We start from the raw sequence: 19653 nt of genomic DNA on the forward strand, positions 1-19653 counted from the left end.
CCCTGACCCACCCGCGTCGGCGGTACCACGATGGGGGTGACGCAAGTCTCGGTGAACCGGCGTGCAACCGTGGTCGCCCCCGGTTCCGTCCGGTCAGTGCAAGCACGACGAGCGGAGAGAGTCCGCGTGGATCAGCGCGACGAGCAGGAGTTCGCGGAGTACTTCGCAGCTCGCCGAGAGGCCGTGCGCCGAACGGCGTTCCTGCTCTGTGGTGACTGGCACCGGGCGGACGACCTCGCGCAGACCGCGTTCGTCGCGCTGCACCGCAGGTGGCGCAAGGTCCGGGACAAGCAGGCCCTGGACGCCTACGTCCGCCGGACCCTGGTGCGCGCGGTGATCGACGAGTCGCGGCGGCCGTGGCGGCGGGAGCGCTTCGTGGACTCGGTCCCGGAGACGCCCTCGGGCGACGGCGAGATCGGCGACGCGGTGGCGACGCGGGAGGCGCTGGTCGCGGGCTTGCGGCGGGTGCCGCCGAGGCAGCGGGCGGTGCTCGTGCTGAGGTTCCTGGAGGGCCTGGACGTCGCGGCGGCCGCCGAGGCGCTGGGGTGCTCCGAGGGCACCGTGAAGAGCCAGACCTCCCGAGGGCTGGAGGCCCTGCGCGAGGCGTTGGGCGACACGATCGACGACTTGCGGCCGGCGTCGTGAGCGGGAGGAGGAGGTAGGTGGACGAGCAGAAGCTCGGCGAGCTGTTCCGCGACGCGGCCCGTGACGCGCCGCCCCCGTCCTTCGACGTGGACGCCGTCCGGTCGGCCTCGGCGCGGGCGACCGCGCGCCGCAGGTCGGCCCTGGCGGTGGGGGCCGCGGCGGCGCTCGTGCTCGCGTTCGGCGGCCTGGTCGTCGGCGTGGACCTCGTGCGCGACTCCAACGGCGAACTGGCCGCGGCGGGTTCCGCTCACAGCGCCTCGTCCCCTAACGTCACACCATTCGGCGCGGGTGAGCCGGAGATGCTGCCGAAGGACGCCGACGGCGTGCCGGACCGCAGCGGCGGCAACCCGCCCGAGAGCCTCCCCGAGGACTCGTCTACGCAGGGGGACGAGTCGACGGGGAGTGCCGGCCGCCCGTCGGCCGGCAGCGCCCAACGCGGGTGCGTTGAGGTGGACCGGGAGCTCGCCGTCGCCCTCGCCGACGAGCTCTCGGTCGCCAACGCCGCCGCGGCCACCGCGGCGACCTGCCCGGTCGGGCGGGGCGCGGGCTTCGCCGTGCGCGACGGTGACGCCTACGGCACGGTGTCGGTGGTGCTGGTGCCGAGCGGCACGACCGGCGTGGTGCCGGACCACACCTACGCGCACGCGAGCGCGAAGACGTCCGCCGGGCAGGAGCTGTACGTGCTCAGCCAGGCGGGCGAGGGCTCGCCGGAGGAGCCGTTCGTGGCCGACCTCGGCCGCCTCGCGAACCGGCTCGCGGCCCGGTTCTGAGTCGTGGAGAGCGGGATCGCCCCCTATCTGGTACGTCCGTACCATTAATTTGGTACCGTCGTGCCAGATCGGGAGGTGGTCGTCATGGCGTGGGCCGTGCTCATCGTGTCCGGCTTCTTCGAGGCCGGTTGGGCGGTCTCGCTGAAGCTCTCCGAGGGCTTCAGCAAGGTGTGGTGGACGGTGGCCTTCGCGGTGTCCGCGCTGATCAGCTTCGCCGGCCTGGCGTGGGCGATGAAGCAGCTGCCCGCCGGACCGGCGTACGCGGTGTGGACCGGGATCGGCGCGGCGCTCACCGCCGTGATCGGCATGATCTGGCTCGGCGACGGCGTCAGCACGGTGAAGCTGGTCTCCCTCGGCCTGATCGTCAGCGGTGTCATCGGCCTCAACCTGGCCGGTGGCGGGCACTAGTACCTTTCCTGCAATGACAGCCGCAACGCCGAAGGGCGAACGCCGGCGCCAGGCGCTGGTCGAAGCCGCCGCGGCCCTCCTGGTCGACGGCGGCTTCGACGCGATCCGGCACCGCGCCGTCGCCGAGCGCGCGGGCCTGCCGCTGGCCTCCACCACCTACTACTTCGACTCGCTGGACGAGCTGGTGACCGCCGCCCTGGAGTTCCACGGCAACGCCGAGCTGGCCTACGGCAAGGCCCGGCTCGACGAGCTCGACCCGCGCGAGTGCGGCGGCGACGCGTTCATCGAGCTGGTGCTGGACCTGCTGCTCGGCCCGCCCGGCGACGGTGACGCCGAAGCCGTGCTGCTGCGCTACGAGCGCCTCGTCGCCACGGGCAGGCGGCCCTACCTGCGGCCGTTGATGCGCCGGATGTCCGGCGAGCTGCACTCCCTGCTGTTCGACATCTTTACCCGGGCGGGCCAGCCGGTCAGCCGCGAACGGGTGGAGGAGCTGATCGCCCTGGTCGACGGGGCCGTGGTGAACGCGCTCATCGAGATCAGCCCGGACCCCAGGGCGGCCGCGCGGCGGATGCTGCGCAAGGCGATGCAACCCCGCTGACCCCTCCCGCGTAGAAGCGTGTGGGGGGCGCGGAAGGGGATCGGAAAGCATGCGCGAGGCCGAGGAGCGGGGCTTCCGCGAGTTCGCGGTGAGCCACGCCGCGTCGCTGCGGCGCACCGCGTACCTGTTCTGCGGCGACTGGCACATGGCCGAGGACCTGATGCAGGCCAGCCTGCTCAAGCTGTACCAGGCGTGGCACCGGATCGAGTGGCGCGACACCGCCTCCGGGTACGCGCGCAAGGTGCTGCTGCGCACCTGGCTGGACGAGAAGCGCAGGCCGTGGCGGCGGGCCGAGCGGCGCGACGGCGAGCTGCCCGACGTCGCCGACGCGACCGCCGACCCGGAACGCGAGGGCGAACGGCTGTGGGCCCGCGACCTGGTGCACGCGGCGCTGCTGCGGGTGCCACCGCGCCAGCGGGCCGCGCTGGTGCTGCGGTACTTCGAGGACCTGTCGGTGAGCGAGGTCGCGGTGGCCATGGGGTGCACCGAGGGCACCGTGAAGAGCCAGACGGCACGCGGCCTGGTCGCGTTGCGCGCCGCGGTCGAGGAGCTGGAGCGAGGGGCGGTGGTGGCGTCATGAGCGAGGCAGACCTGCGAGAGGGTCTCCGGGCCGCGGTGGGCGACGAGCCGCCGTTGAACTTCGACCCCGACGAGCTGATCCGACGCGCCCAGCACGAGCGCAAGCGGCGGCGCGCGTTCGTGGCCGTGGCGGTGGTGACGCTCGCGCTCACCGGCACGGTGCTGTCCCTGCCCGGGGCGCTGGACCGGCGGGCGGTGGTCGACGCGGCGGGCGGACCGGTGTTGACGACCACGGCGTCACCGGCGCCGACCTCCCGACCCGAAGCGGCGTCGCTGCCGGCGACCGCGCCGCCTCCCCCCTCCGCGACCAGGTCCACGACCGGCGGCGTCGCGTCGTTCGTCTCGGGTTACCTGACCAGCCGGTTCCCCGAGGTGGTGCCGGGGTCGAAGGTCACCGCCGTCGAGGTCAGCGAGGTGAGCGCCGAGCAGCCGGCGCACATCAGCGCCGTCGTCCGGTTCGTCGACGGCGTCGGCGAGAGCGGGCTGGTGGTGCGGGTGACCGCGCCGTCGGCGAGGCCGCCGTTCGACCGGTTCTGCGACGAGTTCGAGTGCGACGACCCGCAGCGGTGGAACGACGGCACCCGGCTCGTGTCCGGCACGACCGCGGACCAGACCTCGGTGGTCGTGTCACGCGCGGTGGCGCACCTGCGCGCGGACGGCGCGGTCGTCCAGGTCACCGCCTACCGGTACGACCTGGGTGCGGGGTCGAAGCTGCCGGAGGTGGCGCTGACGGTCGACCAGCTCGTGCGGCTGGCCACCGACCCGAACCTGGCCGTGCCCTGACGCTCCCCCGCCTCCGGTCGCCCGTCCGGGCGAAATAAGCTGGTCACGTGACGGTCAAGCCCCGCATCGCCAATGTCCTCGCCGGTCGCTACGCCTCCACCGAGCTGGCCACGCTGTGGTCCGCCGAGCACAAGATCGTGCTGGAGCGGCGGCTGTGGCTCGCCGTGCTGAAGGCGCAGGCCGACCTCGGCCTCGACGTGCCCGCCGAGGCGGTCGCCGACTACGAGCGCGTGGTGGAGCAGGTCGACCTGGCGTCCATCGCCGAGCGCGAGCGCGTCACCCGGCACGACGTGAAGGCCCGCATCGAGGAGTTCAACGCGCTCGCCGGGCACGAGCACGTGCACAAGGGCATGACCTCCCGCGACCTCACCGAGAACGTCGAGCAGTTGCAGGTGCTGCGGTCGTTGGAGCACGTGCGCGGCAAGACCGCCGCCGTCCTGGCGCGCCTGGCCCGCCGTGCCGCCGAGCACACCGACCTGGTGATGGCGGGCCGGTCGCACAACGTCGCCGCCCAGGCCACCACGCTGGGCAAGCGCTTCGCCACCGCGGCCGACGAGCTGCTGGTCGCGTTCCGCCGGCTGGACGAGCTGATCGCCCGCTACCCGTTGCGCGGGATCAAGGGCCCGGTCGGCACCGCGCAGGACATGCTCGACCTGCTCGGCGGCGACCGCGACAAGCTGGTGGAGCTGGAGCGCGGCGTGGCGGGCCACCTGGGCTTCAGCACCGTGCTGACCAGCGTCGGCCAGGTCTACCCGCGGTCGCTGGACTTCGACGTCGTCTCCACCCTCGTGCAGCTGGCCGCCGGGCCGTCGTCGCTGGCCAAGACCATCCGGCTGATGGCGGGCCACGAGCTCGTCACCGAGGGCTTCAAGGCGGGCCAGGTCGGCTCCAGCGCGATGCCGCACAAGATGAACACCCGGTCGTGCGAGCGGGTCAACGGCTTCGCGGTCATCCTGCGCGGCTACCTGTCCATGGTCGGCGAGCTGTCGGGCGACCAGTGGAACGAGGGCGACGTGTCGTGCTCGGTGGTGCGGCGGGTCGCGCTGCCGGACGCGTTCTTCGCGTTCGACGGGCTGCTGGAGACCTTCATCACGGTGCTGGACGAGTTCGGCGCGTACCCGGCCGTCGTCGCCCGCGAGCTGGACCGCTACCTGCCGTTCCTGGCGACCACGAAGGTGCTGATGGCGGCCGTGCGCGCGGGCGTCGGCCGGGAGACCGCGCACGAGGTCATCAAGGAGCACTCGGTCGCGGTCGCGCTGGCCATGCGCGAGGAGGGCCTGTCCCGCAACGACCTGCTCGACCGGTTCGCCGCCGACGACCGCCTGCCTCTGGACCGCGCCGCCCTGGACGCCCTGCTGGCCGACCGCCTGTCGTTCACCGGCGTGGCGGAGCCGCAGGTCGCGGACGTCGTGCGCCAGGTCGAGGACGTGCTGGCGCAGTACCCGGCCGCGGCCGGGTACGTGCCCGAGCCGATCCTGTGAAGCTCTAAGCCCTGTCCCAGACCAGGCGGCCGCGGCGGGTCTTCTCGCAGACCAGTGCGCGGCCCGCCGGGTCGACCGCCGTCGCGCCCTCCGTCTCGCACGGGAAGCCCTCCAGGGCGACCTCGTCGAACCGGGGCGGGGTCGTCGTCTGGACGGGCGGCTGTGGTTGCGGCTGCACCGGCGCGGGTGGTGGCGGCGGTGGTGGTGGTGGCTCGGTCGTGTCGGCGACCGTCGGTGGTGGCGGCGGGGTGGTGGTGGTCGCCGCGGGGAGCACCGAGATGTTCGCCACAGCCGGGATCGAGGTCACCGGCGCGGAGCTGGAGACCGTCGGGAGCAGCACCGGCTCCGGGCTCGCCGACGGCTTCGCGCAGGCACCCGTGAGCAGCAGCGCGAGCAGGCCGCCGCTCGCCGCGACGGGTGCCACAAATGCCTTCCGATGGACCACGCCAAGCAGACTAGGGGCACTCGACCGATACCCCAAGTGGCCTCTGCCCGAGCGGCCTAAAGGCGGCCCGCGTCGATGATCCGGCGCAGGAACTGCCGCGTGCGCGGGTGCACGGGCTCGCCCAGCACCTGCTCGGGCGGCCCCGACTCGATCAGCCGGCCACCGTCGAGGAACACCACCCGGTCGGCGACCTGCCGGGCGAAACCCATCTCGTGGGTGGCCATGAGGATCGTCCGGCCCGTCTGCGCCAGCTCCCTGACCAGCGCCAACACCTCGCCGACCAGCTCGGGGTCCAACGCGCTGGTGATCTCGTCCAGCAGCAGCAACCGGGGCGAGTAGGCCAGCGCCCGCGCGATCGCCACCCGCTGTTGCTGCCCGCCGGACAGCTGTTCGGGGTAGGCGCCCGCGCGGTCGGCCAGGCCGACCCGGTCGAGCAGCTCCACCGCGTGGCGCTCGGCCTGCGCCCGCGGCACGCCGTGCACCACGCGCGGCGCGAGGGTGACGTTGTCCAGCACGCTCATGTGCGGGAACAGGTTGAACGCCTGGAACACGATGCCCATGCCGCGCCGCGCCACGTCGGCGTCCACCCGCGGGTCGGACACGTCCACCCCGTCGAGCAGCACCTGGCCGTCGTCCAGCTCCTCCAGCAGGTCCACGCACCGCAGCAGGGTCGACTTGCCCGACCCCGACGACCCGATCACGGCGACCACCTCGTGCTCGTGCACGTCGAGGCTGATCCCGTCCAGCACGGTGCGGTCGCCGTAGCGCTTCACCACGCCCCGCACGCTGAGCACCGGCTCGGTCACCGCGCCCCCTGACGGCGTTCCACCCGGCGGCCCAGCGCGTCGGCGAACCGCGCCGTGGGCACCGCGAGCAGCACGAACAGCAGCCCCGCCACCACGTACGGGGTGAAGTTGAACGACCGGGCCTGCTCGATCTGCGCGGCCCGCACCGCGTCCACCGCGCCGAGCACGGAGATCAACCCGCAGTCCTTCTGCAACGCCACGAAGTCGTTGAGCAGGGCGGGCATCACCCGCCGCACCGCCTGCGGCAGCACGACCAGCCGCAACGTCTCGCGCGGACCCAGGCCCAGCGACCGGGCCGCCGCCACCTGCGACGGGTGGACCGACTCGATCCCGGCGCGGAACACCTCCGCCACGTACGCCGTGTAGGCCAGCACCAGTGCCACGCCGCCGAGCACGACGAAGTCGTTGGGCACGCCGGTCAGCCGCAGCGCGGGCAGCCCGAACCCGACCAGGTACAGCAGGATGATCAGCGGCAGGCCGCGGAACAGGTCGACGTACGCCGTGGCCAGCACGCGCAGCGGGAACCACACCGGGCCGCGCAACGTGCGCACCGCCGCCACGACCAGCGCCAACACCAGGATCAGCGCACCGCACACGGCGAGCACGCGCAGGTTCAGCCACAGCCCTTCCAGGATCGCGGGCAGCGAGCGCCACGCGATCTCCACGTCGAAGAACGACTGCCGCACGCGCGGCCAGCCCGGCGCGCGGGCGACGGTGACGCCGACCGCGACGGCGAACACGGCGGTCGACAGCAGGGCGACCAGGGTGGACCGCCGCGCGCGGGAGCGCTTGTAGGACAAGCGCTCCCGTTGCAGCTCGCTGGTCACTTCAGCTCGGGTGCCGTGCCCGCGGACGACAGCCACTCCCGCTCGATCCTGGCCAGGGTGCCCTCGGCCCGCAGGTTCTCCACCGCCGTGGACACGCACGCGGTGAGCGGGCTGCCCTTGTCCAGCACGATGCCGAACTGCTCGGGCTTGCCGTCGCCGGCGGGCACCTGGCCGATGATCAGGCCGTCCTCCAGTTCCGCGGACGTGATGTAGAACGCGGTCGGCAGGTCCACCACCAGCGCGTCGATCTGCCCGGCGCGCAACGCGGCCTTGCCGTCGTCGTTGGTGTTGTAGACCGCGACCTCCTGCTCGGGTTGCAGGCGCTGGGCGGCGTCGAAGCTGGTCGTGCCCACCTGGGCGCCGATCTTGACCTGCTTGAGCTCGGCCAGCGTCTTCACCGACGCGGCCTTGGAGGACTTCAGCGTGATCACGGCCTGGTCCACGTCGTAGTACGGCGCGGAGAAGTCGACCGCCTGCTTGCGCTCCTCGGTGATGGAGAACTCGTTGAGGTCCATGTCGTAGGTCTTCTTGCCCGGCTGGATCGCCGCGTTGAACGGCACCCGCGTCCACACCACGTCGCCCTTGGCGTAGCCCAGCTCCTCGGCCAGCGCGTAGGCGATCGCGGACTCGAAGCCCTTGCCGTTGGTCGGGTCGTCGTCCACGAACCACGGTTCGTACGCCGGCTGGTCCGTGCCGAAGGTGATCTTGCCCGAGGTGAGGGTGGGCAGCTTGTCCTTCGTGCAGGTGACGCCGTCCACCTGGTTGGTCGGCGGCGCGGTCTGGTCCGCTGGGGCGCAGGCGACCGCGAGGGCGGCGGTCACGGCGAGTATCAGTCCGGGTGCACGCATGGGAGGAATCTTGCCGCAGGTGGGAAGGGTGGCCCACGAGCTGGGACAAGTAGGCTTCGGCCGTGCCCAAGCTCGCTGACTACCGCCAGGTCGCCGCAGGCAAGGTCCGTCAGATCCACGAGGTGGACGACGAGCTGCTGCTGTTCGTGGCGTCCGACCGGATCTCCGCCTTCGACCACGTGCTGACCACCCCGATCCCGGACAAGGGGCGGGTGCTCACCGCGATGAGCGTGTTCTGGTTCGAGCGGTTCGCGGACTTGACGCCCAACCACCTGGTGGCGTGGGACGACCCGCGCATCCCCGCCGAGGTGCGCGGCCGGGCGCTGCTGGTGCGCCGGCTGGAGATGGTCCAGGTCGAGTGCGTGGCCCGCGGCTACCTGACCGGCTCGGGCATGGCGGAGTACCGGCGGACCGGGTCGGTGTGCGGCGTGGAGCTGCCGCCGGGGCTGGTGGAGGCGGCGGAGCTGACGCCGCCGATCTTCACGCCCGCGACCAAGGCCGAGATCGGCGCGCACGACGAGAACGTGTCGTTCGAGCACGTGGAGGCCGCCGTCGGCGCGTCCCTGGCCGCCCGGCTGCGGGACGTGACGCTGGAGGTCTACGGCGCGGCGCGGGAGTTCGCCCGCTCGCGGGGCGTGATCCTGGCGGACACGAAGTTCGAGTTCGGGCTGGACAGCTCCGGCGCGCTGGTGCTCGGCGACGAGGTGCTGACGCCGGACTCGTCGCGGTACTGGCCGCAGGACGGGTACGCGCCGGGGCACGTGCAGCCGTCGTTCGACAAGCAGTACGTGCGCGACTGGCTGACCTCGCCCGCCTCCGGCTGGGACCGGGCGTCCGACACCCCGCCGCCGGCGCTGCCCGACGACGTCGTGGCCGCCACCCGGTCGCGGTACGTCGAGGCGTACGAGCGGATCACCGGTCGGTCGTTCGCGGACTGGCCCAGCCCCGAGGTCGCGGAATAGTTCGCCGGCTCCGCACCCGGGCGTCACCTGGTTTTAGAGCGGGTGACACGCCGATGGGGCGCACTGGGTGGCATGGTCGCCGAACTCGTGGTTTCGCTGTCCGGCATCGGGCCGAGCACGCTCGCCCGGTGCGCCGACCTCGCCGACGAACTGGACCGGCGGCGGGTGCCGTTGTCGCTGCTGCTGGCCCCGCGCAAGGCCGTGCCCGGTGAGGCGCTGACCTGGGTGCGGCAGCGCGTGGCCGAGGGCGACGCGCTGGTCCTGCACGGTTTCGACCACCAGCCGGACCCCACGCGCCGGGCCGTGTCGCTGCGCCGCCGGGCCGAGTTCGCCGCGCTGCCCGCGCACGAAGCCGGCTTGCGGCTGGTCGCCGCACGGGCCGCGGTCGCCCGGTTGGGGCTCGCCACGGAGGTGTTCGCACCGCCCGGTTGGCTCGCGTCACCGGGCACGGTGGTCGCCCTGCGCCGGCACCGGTTCGCCGTCTGCGCGGACATGGCGGGCGTGCGCGACCTGCGCACCGGCGACGTGCGGCCGGGCCGGGTGCGGATGGTCGCCGAGCACTGGAGCTACCTGCTCAGCGTCGGCCGCGCGGCCCGGCGCGGCGGGCTGGTGCGCCTCGGCGTGGACGCGGCGGACCTCGACCGGCTCGGCGTCCGCGAGGTGCTGCTGGAGGCCGTCGACCTGGCCCTGCACCACGGCGCGACGGCCACGACCTACAGCTCGACCGCCTCGCCGCGCGGCAGCACGACCACCTCCACGCCCTCGGGCGCGGTGCCGACCAGGACGCGGTAGAAGATCTCGGTCTGCGCGAGGATCGCCTCGTGGATCGGCACCGCCTTGCGCGGGCCGACCCGGGCCAGGAAGTCCGCCGCGTCGGAGACCTTCATCCACGGCGCGGCCGTGGGCAGGCCGAGGACGTCGACGCGCTGCTCGGGCACGGTCAGCGAGTCGCCGGGGTGGTAGAACGCGCCGTGGTCGACCAGGTAGCCGACGTTCACCGGCAGTTCGATCTGGTGGTGGATGACCTCGTGCGGCGCGTCGAGGACGGTGACGACCGAGCCGTTGACCTCCAGCGCGTCACCGGGCGTGACGATCTCCGCACCCTCCAGGTCGAACGGCGCGATCAGGCGCGCGCCGGGGTTGGCCGCGCGGACGGCGGCCAGCTTGCCGGGGTCGAGGTGGTCGCGGTGCTCGTGCGTGACCAGGATCGCGTCGAGGCCGTCGACCTGCTCGAAGCCCGACGAGTAGGCGCCGGGGTCGAACAGCAGGCGGGCCGCGCCGGTGTCGACCAGCAGGCACGAGTGCCCGAAGTGGGCGATCAGCATCGGGGGTGCTCCTCTCTCGCGTGGCCGGTCAGCCCACGTCGTGCAGCAGCGCGTCCTCCACGTCCGGCGGCAGCCCGGCGCGTCGCGTGCGGTCCGGGCCCAGGGTCCGTTCGTACGCCAACGCGTCGACCGCCGTCTCGGCCGTGGGCCGGACCCGCAGGCCCGCGGCCAACGCGGGGCCCGCGTCGCGGAACATCATCGCCCGGTGCGACGGCGGCAGCCACAGCGGCAGCGACTTCGGACCCGTCCACGGCTCGACGCCGTGCCGCTGGAGGACCGGCTCGGGGATGCGGACCAGCACCGTGCCCGGCGGTGCGACCGCGCCCGCGATCTCGCCCAGGACCAGCGACAACGGGTTGGCCGGGCCGATCGCGTCGTAGGTGCCGGTGGTGCGCCGCTCGGCGGCGTCCACGATCCAGGCGGCGAGGTCGCGCGCGTCGATGTGCTGCGCCGGCTGGTCGGGCGCGTCGGGGACCGCCACCCGGCCACCGCGGGCCAGCCGGTCGGGCCAGTAGCCGAACCGGTCGCTCGGGTCGCCGGGGCCGGTGATGAGGCCGGCGCGGACGATGAACGCCCGGTCGCCGACCGCGTCGAGCACGGCGTGCTCACTGGCGACCTTGACCGCGCCGTAGCGCTCGGAGGACATGGGCGCCTCGGGGTCGTCCTCCAGCGGGTCGAGCGTGGCCGTCGCGCCGGGGACGGAGTGGTCGGCGTAGACCGAGCAACTGGAGACGAACGTCCAGTGCTCCGCCGTCACCGCTCGCAACGCCTGCCGCACCCACGTGACCGACATCTTGGCCACGTCCACCACGGCGTCGAAGTGCGACCCCTCCAGCGGCCCGAGGTCGACATCCCGGTCCACGGGCACGTGCACGGCCCCGTCCGGCACCTTCCCGGACTCACCGCGGGCCGCGCACACCACCTCGTGCCCCCGCCGCACCGCCTCGGCCGCCGTCGCCTTGCTGAGGAACACCGTCCCACCGAGCACCAGGATCCGCATGGTCCCCACCCTGCGGCGCACCAGGCCGCCCTGCCACCGCATCCGCCGACAGCGAACGGCTTGTTGTTCCCAGGCCGAAACTGGTCGAGTTCGCCATGCGTGCACATCATTCGCGGTGTGCCGAACATGGGCCGCGGCTGTCATCGGCTCGGTGATCAGGCGTGACTGGCCCTAGACAACGCGAAGCGCGGCTGCCCAACCTTCCGGGAGGGGAACCGCGCTCACTTCCTCGGCTTACGGGCCTCGGCGCGATTCAGGTCAGCAGGAACCGGCCCTGAAATGCTGTGTCACGATCGGGTGATCTCAGGTGAACGTGTGCCGTCCGCCACCGGTGAAGTTGATGAACACCCTGGTCAGGTAGGCTTTGGCAGTACCGCCAGCCCTCCTACCTTGGAGCAGCCTGTCGTGGCCCGAGTCGTCGTCGACGTCATGCCGAAGCCCGAAATCCTCGACCCGCAAGGACAGGCGGTGGCCAACGCGCTGCCCCGTCTCGGGTTCGACGGAATCACCTCTGTCCGCCAGGGCAAGCACTTCGAGCTGGAGGTCGCCGACGACGTCGACGACGCCACGCTCGCCAAGATCGCCGAGACCTTCCTCGCCAACCCCGTGATCGAGGACTGGGTCGTGAGGCGGGTGGAGGCATGAGGGTCGGGGTCATCACGTTCCCCGGCACGCTGGACGACGTCGACGCCGAGCGCGCGGTCCGGTACGCGGGCGGGGAGGCGGTCCAGCTCTGGCACGCCGACCACGACCTCAAGGGTGTCGACGCGGTCATCGTGCCCGGTGGGTTCTCCTACGGCGACTACCTGCGCTGCGGCGCGATCGCCCGGTTCGCACCGGTCATGCAGGAAGTGGTCGACGCGGCGAAGAAGGGCATGCCCGTCCTGGGCATCTGCAACGGCTTCCAGATCCTCTGCGAGGCCCACCTGCTGCCCGGCGCGCTCATCCGCAACCACAAGCTGCACTTCGTGTGCCGCGACCAGTGGCTGAAGGTCGAGAACAACTCCACCGCCTGGACCACCCGGTACGACCGGGGCGCGGAAATCCTCGTGCCGCTCAAGTCCGGCGAGGGCGGCTACCAGGCCGACCAGTCCACTTTGGACGAGCTGGAGGGCGAGGGCCGCGTGGTGTTCCGCTACGTCGGCGACAACCCCAACGGCTCGCGCAACAACATCGCCGGGATCACCAGCGCCAACGGCCGGGTCGTCGGCCTCATGCCGCACCCCGAGCACGCGATCGACGCGCTCACCGGGCCGACCGACGACGGCCTCGGCATGTTCCTGTCCCTCGTCGACTCGGTGGTGAAGGCCTGATGACCGTCGACACCGTCAAGAACGCGGAGAACACGCCGGACCAGGAGCAGCCCTACAAGGAGCTGGGCCTGAAGGACGACGAGTACGCCCGCATCAAGGACATCCTGGGCCGCCGCCCCACGGACGCCGAGCTGGCCATGTACTCGGTGATGTGGAGCGAGCACTGCTCCTACAAGTCGTCCAAGGTGCACCTGAAGTACTTCTCCGACACGACCACCGACGAGATGCGCTCGAAGATGCTCGCGGGCATCGGCGAGAACGCGGGCGTGGTCGACATCGGCGACGGCTGGGCGATCACGTTCAAGGCCGAGAGCCACAACCACCCGTCCTACGTCGAGCCCTACCAGGGCGCGGCGACGGGCGTGGGCGGCATCGTGCGCGACATCCTGGCGATGGGCGCGCGTCCGCTGGCCGTGATGGACCCGCTGCGGTTCGGCCCGGCCGACGCGCCGGACACGCGCCGCGTGCTGCCGGGCATCGTGGCGGGCGTCGGCGGCTACGGCAACTGCCTCGGCCTGCCCAACATCGGCGGCGAGGTCGTGTTCGACGCGACCTACGCGGGCAACCCGCTGGTGAACGCGCTGTGCGTGGGTGCGATGCGGGTCGAGGACCTGCACCTGGCGCACGCCTCGGGCGCGGGCAACAAGGTCATCCTGTTCGGCGCGCGCACGGGCCTGGACGGCATCGGCGGCGTGTCGGTGCTGGCGTCGGAGACCTTCGACGACACGGCCGGGGCGGGCAAGCGCAAGAAGCTGCCCAGCGTGCAGGTGGGCGACCCGTTCACCGAGAAGGTCCTGATCGAGTGCTGCCTGGAGCTGTTCGCGCAGCGGATCGTGGTGGGCATCCAGGACCTGGGCGGCGCGGGCCTGGCGTGCGCGACGTCGGAGCTGGCCAGCGCCGGTGACGGCGGCATGCACGTGTACCTGGACCGGGTGCCGCTGCGCGCGTCGGGCATGACGCCCGCGGAGATCCTGTCCAGCGAGTCGCAGGAGCGCATGTGCGCGGTCGTGCGGCCCGAGGACCTGGACGCGTTCATGGCGGTCTGCGCGAAGTGGGACGTCATCGCGACCGAGATCGGCGAGGTCACCGAGGGCGACCGGCTGGTGATCACCTGGCACGACGAGGTCGTGCTGGACGTGCCGCCGCGCACGGTGGCGCACGAGGGCCCGGTGTACCACCGGCCGATCGAGCGCCCGGCCGACCAGGACGCGGTGCAGGCCGACACGCCGGACCGGCTGCCCAGGCCGGCCAAGGACGAGCTGCTCGACCTGGTCAAGACCATGGCCGCGTCGCCGAACCTGGCGTCGAAGCGGTGGGTCACCCAGCAGTACGACCGGTACGTGCGCGGCGGCACGGTGCTCGCGCAGCCGGCCGACTCGGGCATGATCCGCATCGACGAGTCGACCCACCGGGGCGTGGCGCTGTCCACCGACTGCAACGGCCGCTACACCAAGCTGGACCCGTACGCGGGCGCGCAGCTGGCGCTGGCCGAGGCCTACCGGAACGTGGCGACCACGGGCGCGACGCCGGTCGCGGTCACGAACTGCCTGAACTTCGGCTCGCCGGAGGACCCGGCGGTGATGTGGCAGTTCGAGCAGGCCGTGAAGGGCCTCGCCGACGGGTGCGTGGCGCTGGGCATCCCGGTGACCGGCGGCAACGTCAGCTTCTACAACCAGACCGGTTCGACGGCGATCCTGCCGACGCCGGTGGTGGGCGTGCTGGGCGTGATCGACGACGTCCGCCGCCGCATCCCGACCGGGATCGGCGCGGAGGCGGGCGAGACGCTGCTGCTGCTCGGCGAGACGCGCGCGGAGTTCGGCGGCTCGGAGTGGGCGCACGTCGTGCACGGGCACCTGGGCGGCCTGCCGCCGAAGGTGGACCTGGCGCGGGAGAAGCTGCTGGGCGAGGTGCTGGTGGCGGGGTCGCGCGACGGGATGCTGTCCGCCGCGCACGACCTGTCCGACGGCGGCCTGGCGCAGGCGCTGGTCGAGACGTGCCTGATCGGCGAGGTCGGCGCGCGGGTGTTCCTCGAGGGTGACCTGTTCACCGAGCTGTTCAGCGAGTCGACGGCCCGCGTGCTGGTGGCCGTGCCGCGCACGGAGGAGCTGCGGTTCACCGACATGTGCACCGCGCGCGGCCTGCCGTGGCGCAAGGTCGGCGTGGTGGACCCGGAGTCCGACGCGCTGGAGATCCAGGAGCTGGGCTCGCTGCCGCTGGCCGAGCTGCGCGAGGCGTGGGAGGGCACCCTCCCGGCGCTGTTCGACTGATCGCCTGCCGGTGGCCGGCCGGGTGCGGACCCGGCCGGCCACCGCTGGTCAGCCGTTGGCGAGCGCCTGGAGCCGGTCGTAGGCGCCGTTGAACTGGTTCTGGTCGATCGGCGACGACGAGTACTGCCAGAACGTGTAGAACGGCCACGCGTACGGCAGGGTGCCGACGGTGGACGAGTAGCGGGCGACCCACAGCGGGTTGGTGGAGCTGAAGTCGCCGTTCACGCACTGGCTCCACCAGCTCGTGGACGTGTAGATGACCGGCCAGCGGCCGGTGCGGGCCTGGTAGCGGTCGCTGAACGACTTGATCCAGGCCGTCATGCTCGCCTGGGACAGCCCGTAGCAGGTGGAGCCGTACGGGTTGTACTCCATGTCCAGCGCGCCGGGCAGGGTCTTGCCGTCCCGCGACCAGCCGCCGCCGTTGTTGACGAAGTAGTCGGCCTGGGTGGCGCCGGAGGACCGGTCGGGCAGCGCGAAGTGGTACGCGCCCCGGATCATGCCGACGTTGTAGGAGCCGTTGTACTGCTGGGCGAAGTACGGGTTGCGGTAGGTGGTGCTCTCGGTGGCCTTGACGTAGGCGAACCGCTTGCCCTGGCCCCACCAGTAGTTCCAGTCGACGTTGCCCTGGTGGCCGCTGACGTCGATGCCGTACACGACGGCCTGGGCGCTGGGGTCGGTCGGGATGACGACGCGCTGGTCGCCGCGGCCTTCGTGCTTGGCGATCTGCGAACCCATGGCGTGGTCGTCGACGGCGGGCGCGGCCTGCGCGGTGCCGGCTAAGCCGAGCGCGGCCAGGCCGAGGGCGGTCAGGAGGGCGACGGCGGAGCGTGCGAGGTTGTTCATCAGGGACTCCTTGAGCCAGTGCAGGGAGTTGACTCGATGGGCAGTGTGCGGCACCTCTAACCACTTCACCAGGGTTCATGTGAATTAGTCACGAAAACGGAGCAACGGCGACTACCCCAGCGCGATCCTGAGCAACTGCTCGGCGTCACCGTTGAAGAGGTTCTGGTCGCCGGGGAACAGCCCGGCCGCCTGCCACTGCCAGATCGTCTCGTAGTCCCACCCGTGCGGCAGGGGGCCGAGCACGTCGGCGTAGTGCGCCACCCACAACGGGCTCGTGTCGCCGAACCGGTCCGCCTCGCCGACGCACCGGTTCCACCAGCTCGTGGACGTGTAGACGGTCGGGTGCCGGCCGGTGCGCTGGAACAGCCGGTCGCTGAACGCCCGCACCCACGCGCCCATCTCGTCCTGGCTCAGGCCGTAGCACGTGTCGCCGTACGGGTTGTACTCCAGGTCGACCGCGCCGGGCAGCGTCCTGCCGTCACGCGACCAGCCGCCGCCGTTGGCGGCGAAGAAGTCGGCCTGCGCCGCGCCGTCCGACCGGTCCGGCAACGCGAAGTGGTACGCGCCCCGGATCATGCCGATGTCGTAGGAGCCGTTGTACTGCTGGGCGAAGTTCGGGTTGCGGTACCCGGTGCCCTCGGTGGCCTTGACGTAGGCGAACCGCGCGCCGTCCGACCACGCCTTCGCCCAGTCGACGTCACCCTGGTGGCTGCTGACGTCCATGCCGGGCACCGTGCCCTCGGACCCCGGCCGATGAGGCGCGGCGCGGCCCCGGCCCTCGTGCTTCGCGATCTGCGAGCCCGCGAAGTGGTCCGCGGAGCCCTCCGGCCGCGCTTGCGCGACGGGGGCCGGGACGATCGCCAACGTGATCGTGAGGGCACCCAGTCGGGTGATCAAGGTGCGCGGCCGGGTGTGCGTCCCCATCGACTCCCCCATTCGGTCGGCGGTGCTGGTACGTCCGGCCTGAATCGTCAGGCCGGACGTCCTCCGCCGCATCCGCAGGGTGTCACCCGTCCAGGCGCTTCAGCTCCTCCTCCGACAGGCGCAGGTGCACGGCGTCGGCCGAGTCGGAGATGCTCTCCGGCCGCGAGGAGCCGGGGATCGGCACCACTTGCGGCGCCTTGGCGAGCATCCACGCCAGACACACCTGCTGCGGGCTCGCGCCGTGGTCGCGGCCGACCTCGGCGAACGCGGCGAACCGCTCGCCGAGCTGCCCGGCCGCGCTCATGCCGCCCAACGGGCTCCACGGCAGGAACGCGATGTCCAGCTCCGCGCACAGCTCCAGCTCCGGCTCGCTGGAGCGGAACGCGGGCGAGAACTGGTTCTGCACGCTCGCCAGCCGGCCGCCCAGCACCTGGTTGGCCTCGCGGATCTGCGCCGGGTCGAAGTTGGACACGCCCGCGAGCTTGATCTTGCCCTCGTCCAGCAGCTCGGCCAGCGCGCCGACGGACTCGGCGGTCGGCACCTTCGGGTCGGGCCGGTGGAACTGGTAGAGGTCGATCGCGTCCACGCCGAGCCGGCGCAACGACGCCTCGCACGCGGCCTTCAGGTACTCCGGCCGCCCGTCGACCTCCCAGCCGCCGCCGGGCGTGCGGGTGTGGCCGCCCTTGGTGGCGACCATGACGCCGTCGACGCCTTTGAGCGCCTCGGCGATCAGCTCCTCGTTGTGCCCGAAGTCGCGGTCGTCGGCCGAGTAGGCGTCGGCGGTGTCGATCAGCGTCACGCCCTTGTCGAGGGCGGCGCGGATGGTCTCGATCGCCCGGGCGCGATCGGGCCGGCCCTCGAGCGACATCGGCATCGCGCCCAGGCCGATGGCGCTGACCTCGACCCCTCCGATCCGGCGAGTCAGCATGGGTGGCATACCTCCGTGTGTCGCGGTTGTGCTCCTCCAGCTTGCGCGGTAGGCATTGAGCTGTCCAACAGAAGAAGCTGATGCAATTCAGCAGTACGGGTGATGAATCGTGGAACTCCGGCAGCTCGAGTACTTCGTGGCCGTGGCCGAGGAGTGCCACTTCACGCGCGCCGCACGGCGCATGCACGTCGCCCAATCGGGTCTTTCCGCGTCGATCCGGGCGCTGGAGGTGGAGCTGGGCGCGCCGCTGTTCGTGCGCAGCACCCGCCAGGTCGAGCTGACCCAGGCCGGGCGCGCGCTGCTGGTCGAGGCGCGGCGCGTGCTGGGCACGATCGACGCGGCGCGGGACGCGGTGGCCGCGGTGCAGGGGCTGCTGCGCGGCACGCTCGCGGTCGGCAGCATCCAGTGCCTGCACGCCGTGCACCTGCCGGCCGTGCTGGCCCGGTTCCACGAGCTGCACCCCGGCGTGGAGCTGCGGTTGCGCCAGGCGGGTTCCGGTGAGCTAGTCGACCTGGTCCGCGCCGGGCGGCTGGACCTCGCGTTCGTCACCTCCGGCCGGGTGGGCGACGACCTGAGGGCGTCCACCCTGTCCAGCGAGCCGCTGGTGCTGGCGTGCGCGCCGGAGCTGCCGTTCGCCGAACGCGAGTCGGTGCGCCTGGCCGAGCTCGCCGGTCAGCCGTTCGTGGACTTCAACCCGGATTGGGGCACGCGGGACGACGTCGACCGCGCGCTGGCCACCGCGGGCGTGGACCGCAAGGTCGCCGTCGAGGTCAACGACGTGCACTCGCTGCTCGACTTCGTCGGCTTCGGCCTCGGCGTCGCGCTGGTGCCCGCGTCGTTCGCGGCCAAGCAGACCCGGGCGCGGTTCGTGGAGCTGGTCGACGCGCCGACCGCCGAGACCGCCGTGGTCACCGCGCCCGCGGTGAGCGCCGCCGCGTCAGTGCTGCTCGACATGGTCCTGGAGGCGGGCCGGGGGCTGCCCGTCGCCGGTTAGCGGCCAGCCGGCCGGGTCGTTGCGGAACGCGGTTCCCGGTAGCACTTCGAGCTCGCCGACCAGCTCCCGCGGCGGTTCGGGCGAGGGGTGCAGGAAGGTGCCGACCTTCGCCCCGGTGACGTTGACCTCGCGCTTGAACGTGGTGTCCTGGAACGAGATGCCGCCGTCGAACCTCCCGTCCCGGAAGTTCACCCGGCCGTGGAACGTGGCGCCGGAGAACAGCGCGGGCTTGCTCAGCACCGCCTCTCCGAGCTGGGTGATCCCGTAGAACTGCGCCCGCCGGGCGACCAGCCGGCCGAACCGGCGGCCCTCCAGCCGGAAGTGCACGAGCTTCGCCCCGGTCAGGTCGAGCTGGTACGGCGCGTCGTCGGTGTCCTCGCCCCAGGGCAGCAGGTCCGTGATGAGCCGCTGGGCGGTCATCCGGACGGTCATCTCGTGGTCCTCCTCGGGGGAGACCAAGCGCTCGTCGCCGGCGAACGCCTGCTCCGGGTCTTCGGGGTTGTCCTTGATGGCCGCGTGCTCGAACGGCCGGCGCAGGTAGGCGCACAGCACGCTCAGCACGGTCTGCTTGTACCGGGGCGTGGTGTGCGCCAGGCTCGCGAGCACGTGCATCGCACCCACCCTGACCTGGTCGGCCTCGTTGCCCAGCAGCTCGACCGCGCGGGCGAACCGCTCGTCGGCGACCTTCTCGATCTCCAGCTCGTGGCGCGCCTCCTCGGTGCGCCGGCGCCGGTCGTTGAGCCACAGCGCGTACAGCGCGACGATCGCGCCGCCCGCCAGCCCGCCGGTCTTGATCGCCTCCGCCTTCGGCTGCCTGGGGTCGAGCAGGACCAGCGCCGCGGTCGTCGCGACCGTCACCACCACCGCGGCGAGCACGCTCGCCACCAGCAGACCGCGTCCCCTCACG

At 72.3% G+C, this 19653-nt stretch carries 23 protein-coding genes; 13 read left to right on the top strand and 10 right to left on the bottom strand.

The features are described from left to right. Positions 1 to 126 precede the first annotated feature (126 nt). Genes LZG04_RS12910 through purB form a run of 7 tightly spaced genes read left to right on the top strand, consistent with a single transcriptional unit; the run spans position 127 to position 5264 of the window. Complete coding sequence (locus LZG04_RS12910) at positions 127 to 645, top strand: SigE family RNA polymerase sigma factor (protein WP_233816476.1); 519 nt, start codon at positions 127 to 129, stop codon at positions 643 to 645. 17 nt (positions 646 to 662) lie between these two features. Further along, complete coding sequence (locus LZG04_RS12915) at positions 663 to 1415, top strand: hypothetical protein (protein ID WP_233816478.1); 753 nt, start codon at positions 663 to 665, stop codon at positions 1413 to 1415. Between the two features lie 60 nt (positions 1416 to 1475). Beyond that, on the top strand, positions 1476 to 1823 hold the full coding sequence (locus tag LZG04_RS12920; protein ID WP_374202812.1) for a multidrug efflux SMR transporter: 348 nt from the start codon (positions 1476 to 1478) through the stop codon (positions 1821 to 1823). Positions 1824 to 1836: 13 nt separating this feature from the next. Then, positions 1837 to 2421 carry a TetR/AcrR family transcriptional regulator gene (locus tag LZG04_RS12925; RefSeq protein WP_233816480.1) on the top strand — a complete coding sequence of 195 codons (585 nt, stop codon included), beginning with the start codon at positions 1837 to 1839 and terminating at the stop codon, positions 2419 to 2421. Positions 2422 to 2470: 49 nt separating this feature from the next. Then, the gene (locus tag LZG04_RS12930; RefSeq protein ID WP_233816482.1) at positions 2471 to 3001 is read left to right on the top strand and encodes an RNA polymerase sigma factor; all 531 of its coding nucleotides are present in this window, start codon (positions 2471 to 2473) and stop codon (positions 2999 to 3001) included. Next, on the top strand, positions 2998 to 3783 hold the full coding sequence (locus LZG04_RS12935; RefSeq protein ID WP_233816484.1) for a hypothetical protein: 786 nt from the start codon (positions 2998 to 3000) through the stop codon (positions 3781 to 3783). Before LZG04_RS12930 ends, LZG04_RS12935 begins: the two co-directional genes overlap by 4 nt. 47 nt (positions 3784 to 3830) lie before the next feature. Beyond that, positions 3831 to 5264 (top strand): adenylosuccinate lyase, encoded by a 1434-nt coding sequence (purB, locus tag LZG04_RS12940; RefSeq protein ID WP_233816486.1) that lies wholly within the window; start codon positions 3831 to 3833, stop codon positions 5262 to 5264. Between the two features lie 4 nt (positions 5265 to 5268). Here the strand turns inward: purB and LZG04_RS12945 are convergent, their stop codons facing one another. From LZG04_RS12945 to LZG04_RS12960, 4 genes are read right to left on the bottom strand one after another with little or no spacing between them, the layout of a single operon-like run. Beyond that, positions 5269 to 5709, bottom strand: coding sequence for a hypothetical protein (locus tag LZG04_RS12945; RefSeq protein WP_233816487.1), 441 nt, complete (start codon positions 5707 to 5709; stop codon positions 5269 to 5271). 56 nt (positions 5710 to 5765) lie between these two features. Next, positions 5766 to 6515: an amino acid ABC transporter ATP-binding protein gene (locus LZG04_RS12950; protein ID WP_233816489.1), complete on the bottom strand. Its 750-nt coding sequence runs from the start codon at positions 6513 to 6515 to the stop codon at positions 5766 to 5768. Next, positions 6512 to 7342 (bottom strand): amino acid ABC transporter permease, encoded by an 831-nt coding sequence (locus LZG04_RS12955; RefSeq protein ID WP_233816491.1) that lies wholly within the window; start codon positions 7340 to 7342, stop codon positions 6512 to 6514. The genes LZG04_RS12950 and LZG04_RS12955 overlap by 4 nt, the downstream gene beginning before the upstream one ends. Continuing rightward, positions 7339 to 8190 (bottom strand): ABC transporter substrate-binding protein, encoded by an 852-nt coding sequence (locus LZG04_RS12960; protein ID WP_233816493.1) that lies wholly within the window; start codon positions 8188 to 8190, stop codon positions 7339 to 7341. The genes LZG04_RS12955 and LZG04_RS12960 overlap by 4 nt, the downstream gene beginning before the upstream one ends. A 62-nt stretch (positions 8191 to 8252) precedes the next feature. Here LZG04_RS12960 and LZG04_RS12965 point away from each other — a divergent pair, with 62 nt between their 5' ends. Both LZG04_RS12965 and LZG04_RS12970 read left to right on the top strand, forming a co-directional pair. Beyond that, positions 8253 to 9152: a phosphoribosylaminoimidazolesuccinocarboxamide synthase gene (locus tag LZG04_RS12965; RefSeq protein WP_233816495.1), complete on the top strand. Its 900-nt coding sequence runs from the start codon at positions 8253 to 8255 to the stop codon at positions 9150 to 9152. Positions 9153 to 9224: 72 nt separating this feature from the next. Further along, positions 9225 to 9944 (top strand): DUF2334 domain-containing protein, encoded by a 720-nt coding sequence (locus LZG04_RS12970; protein ID WP_233816497.1) that lies wholly within the window; start codon positions 9225 to 9227, stop codon positions 9942 to 9944. On the opposite strand, the gene LZG04_RS12975 is transcribed toward LZG04_RS12970, so the two are convergent. Further along, the gene (locus LZG04_RS12975; protein WP_233816499.1) at positions 9866 to 10477 is read right to left on the bottom strand and encodes an MBL fold metallo-hydrolase; all 612 of its coding nucleotides are present in this window, start codon (positions 10475 to 10477) and stop codon (positions 9866 to 9868) included. The genes LZG04_RS12970 and LZG04_RS12975 overlap by 79 nt on opposite strands. Positions 10478 to 10505: 28 nt before the next feature. Beyond that, positions 10506 to 11477 (bottom strand): NAD-dependent epimerase/dehydratase family protein, encoded by a 972-nt coding sequence (locus LZG04_RS12980; RefSeq protein ID WP_233816501.1) that lies wholly within the window; start codon positions 11475 to 11477, stop codon positions 10506 to 10508. Between the two features lie 405 nt (positions 11478 to 11882). Between LZG04_RS12980 and purS the strand changes: the two genes are divergently transcribed. Genes purS through purL form a run of 3 tightly spaced genes read left to right on the top strand, consistent with a single transcriptional unit; the run spans position 11883 to position 15057 of the window. Continuing rightward, a complete protein-coding gene (purS, locus tag LZG04_RS12985) occupies positions 11883 to 12122 on the top strand; it encodes a phosphoribosylformylglycinamidine synthase subunit PurS (protein WP_033428368.1) in 240 nt (79 codons plus the stop codon). Continuing rightward, positions 12119 to 12790 (top strand): phosphoribosylformylglycinamidine synthase subunit PurQ, encoded by a 672-nt coding sequence (purQ, locus tag LZG04_RS12990; RefSeq protein ID WP_233816503.1) that lies wholly within the window; start codon positions 12119 to 12121, stop codon positions 12788 to 12790. The genes purS and purQ overlap by 4 nt, the downstream gene beginning before the upstream one ends. Next, positions 12790 to 15057: a phosphoribosylformylglycinamidine synthase subunit PurL gene (purL, locus tag LZG04_RS12995; protein WP_233816505.1), complete on the top strand. Its 2268-nt coding sequence runs from the start codon at positions 12790 to 12792 to the stop codon at positions 15055 to 15057. The genes purQ and purL overlap by 1 nt, the downstream gene beginning before the upstream one ends. Positions 15058 to 15105: 48 nt before the next feature. On the opposite strand, the gene LZG04_RS13000 is transcribed toward purL, so the two are convergent. The 3 genes from LZG04_RS13000 to LZG04_RS13010 all read right to left on the bottom strand — a co-directional run bounded on the left by LZG04_RS13000 (position 15106) and on the right by LZG04_RS13010 (position 17752). After that, positions 15106 to 15900 carry a lysozyme gene (locus tag LZG04_RS13000; RefSeq protein WP_233816507.1) on the bottom strand — a complete coding sequence of 265 codons (795 nt, stop codon included), beginning with the start codon at positions 15898 to 15900 and terminating at the stop codon, positions 15106 to 15108. Between the two features lie 111 nt (positions 15901 to 16011). After that, a complete protein-coding gene (locus tag LZG04_RS13005; protein ID WP_233816509.1) occupies positions 16012 to 16824 on the bottom strand; it encodes a lysozyme in 813 nt (270 codons plus the stop codon). An 82-nt stretch (positions 16825 to 16906) separates the two neighbouring features. After that, the gene (locus LZG04_RS13010) at positions 16907 to 17752 is read right to left on the bottom strand and encodes an aldo/keto reductase (RefSeq protein ID WP_233816511.1); all 846 of its coding nucleotides are present in this window, start codon (positions 17750 to 17752) and stop codon (positions 16907 to 16909) included. Between the two features lie 109 nt (positions 17753 to 17861). Between LZG04_RS13010 and LZG04_RS42480 the strand changes: the two genes are divergently transcribed. Continuing rightward, positions 17862 to 18746, top strand: coding sequence for a LysR family transcriptional regulator (locus LZG04_RS42480; protein WP_233816513.1), 885 nt, complete (start codon positions 17862 to 17864; stop codon positions 18744 to 18746). Here LZG04_RS42480 and LZG04_RS13020 read toward each other — a convergent pair. Next, on the bottom strand, positions 18690 to 19652 hold the full coding sequence (locus LZG04_RS13020; protein ID WP_233816514.1) for a pentapeptide repeat-containing protein: 963 nt from the start codon (positions 19650 to 19652) through the stop codon (positions 18690 to 18692). The two genes, LZG04_RS42480 and LZG04_RS13020, sit on opposite strands and share 57 nt — an antisense overlap. Position 19653 lies beyond the last annotated feature (1 nt).

Origin of the sequence: Saccharothrix sp. S26 (assembly GCF_021390395.1) — a bacterium.
GTDB lineage: Bacteria > Actinomycetota > Actinomycetes > Mycobacteriales > Pseudonocardiaceae > Actinosynnema.

What these genes read in the sequence shown, in the direction of transcription:
- LZG04_RS13010 (WP_233816511.1), bottom strand. Translation starts at nt 17,752, where the DNA reads ATGCTGACTCGCCGGATCGGAGGGGTCGAGGTCAGCGCCATCGGCCTG.
- LZG04_RS12980 (WP_233816501.1), bottom strand. Translation starts at nt 11,477, where the DNA reads ATGCGGATCCTGGTGCTCGGTGGGACGGTGTTCCTCAGCAAGGCGACG.
- LZG04_RS12930 (WP_233816482.1), top strand. Translation starts at nt 2,471, where the DNA reads ATGCGCGAGGCCGAGGAGCGGGGCTTCCGCGAGTTCGCGGTGAGCCAC.
- purQ (WP_233816503.1), top strand. Translation starts at nt 12,119, where the DNA reads ATGAGGGTCGGGGTCATCACGTTCCCCGGCACGCTGGACGACGTCGAC.
- LZG04_RS12935 (WP_233816484.1), top strand. Translation starts at nt 2,998, where the DNA reads ATGAGCGAGGCAGACCTGCGAGAGGGTCTCCGGGCCGCGGTGGGCGAC.
- LZG04_RS12975 (WP_233816499.1), bottom strand. Translation starts at nt 10,477, where the DNA reads ATGCTGATCGCCCACTTCGGGCACTCGTGCCTGCTGGTCGACACCGGC.
- LZG04_RS12925 (WP_233816480.1), top strand. Translation starts at nt 1,837, where the DNA reads ATGACAGCCGCAACGCCGAAGGGCGAACGCCGGCGCCAGGCGCTGGTC.
- purL (WP_233816505.1), top strand. Translation starts at nt 12,790, where the DNA reads ATGACCGTCGACACCGTCAAGAACGCGGAGAACACGCCGGACCAGGAG.
- LZG04_RS13000 (WP_233816507.1), bottom strand. Translation starts at nt 15,900, where the DNA reads ATGAACAACCTCGCACGCTCCGCCGTCGCCCTCCTGACCGCCCTCGGC.
- LZG04_RS12960 (WP_233816493.1), bottom strand. Translation starts at nt 8,190, where the DNA reads ATGCGTGCACCCGGACTGATACTCGCCGTGACCGCCGCCCTCGCGGTC.
- LZG04_RS12970 (WP_233816497.1), top strand. Translation starts at nt 9,225, where the DNA reads ATGGTCGCCGAACTCGTGGTTTCGCTGTCCGGCATCGGGCCGAGCACG.
- LZG04_RS13005 (WP_233816509.1), bottom strand. Translation starts at nt 16,824, where the DNA reads ATGGGGACGCACACCCGGCCGCGCACCTTGATCACCCGACTGGGTGCC.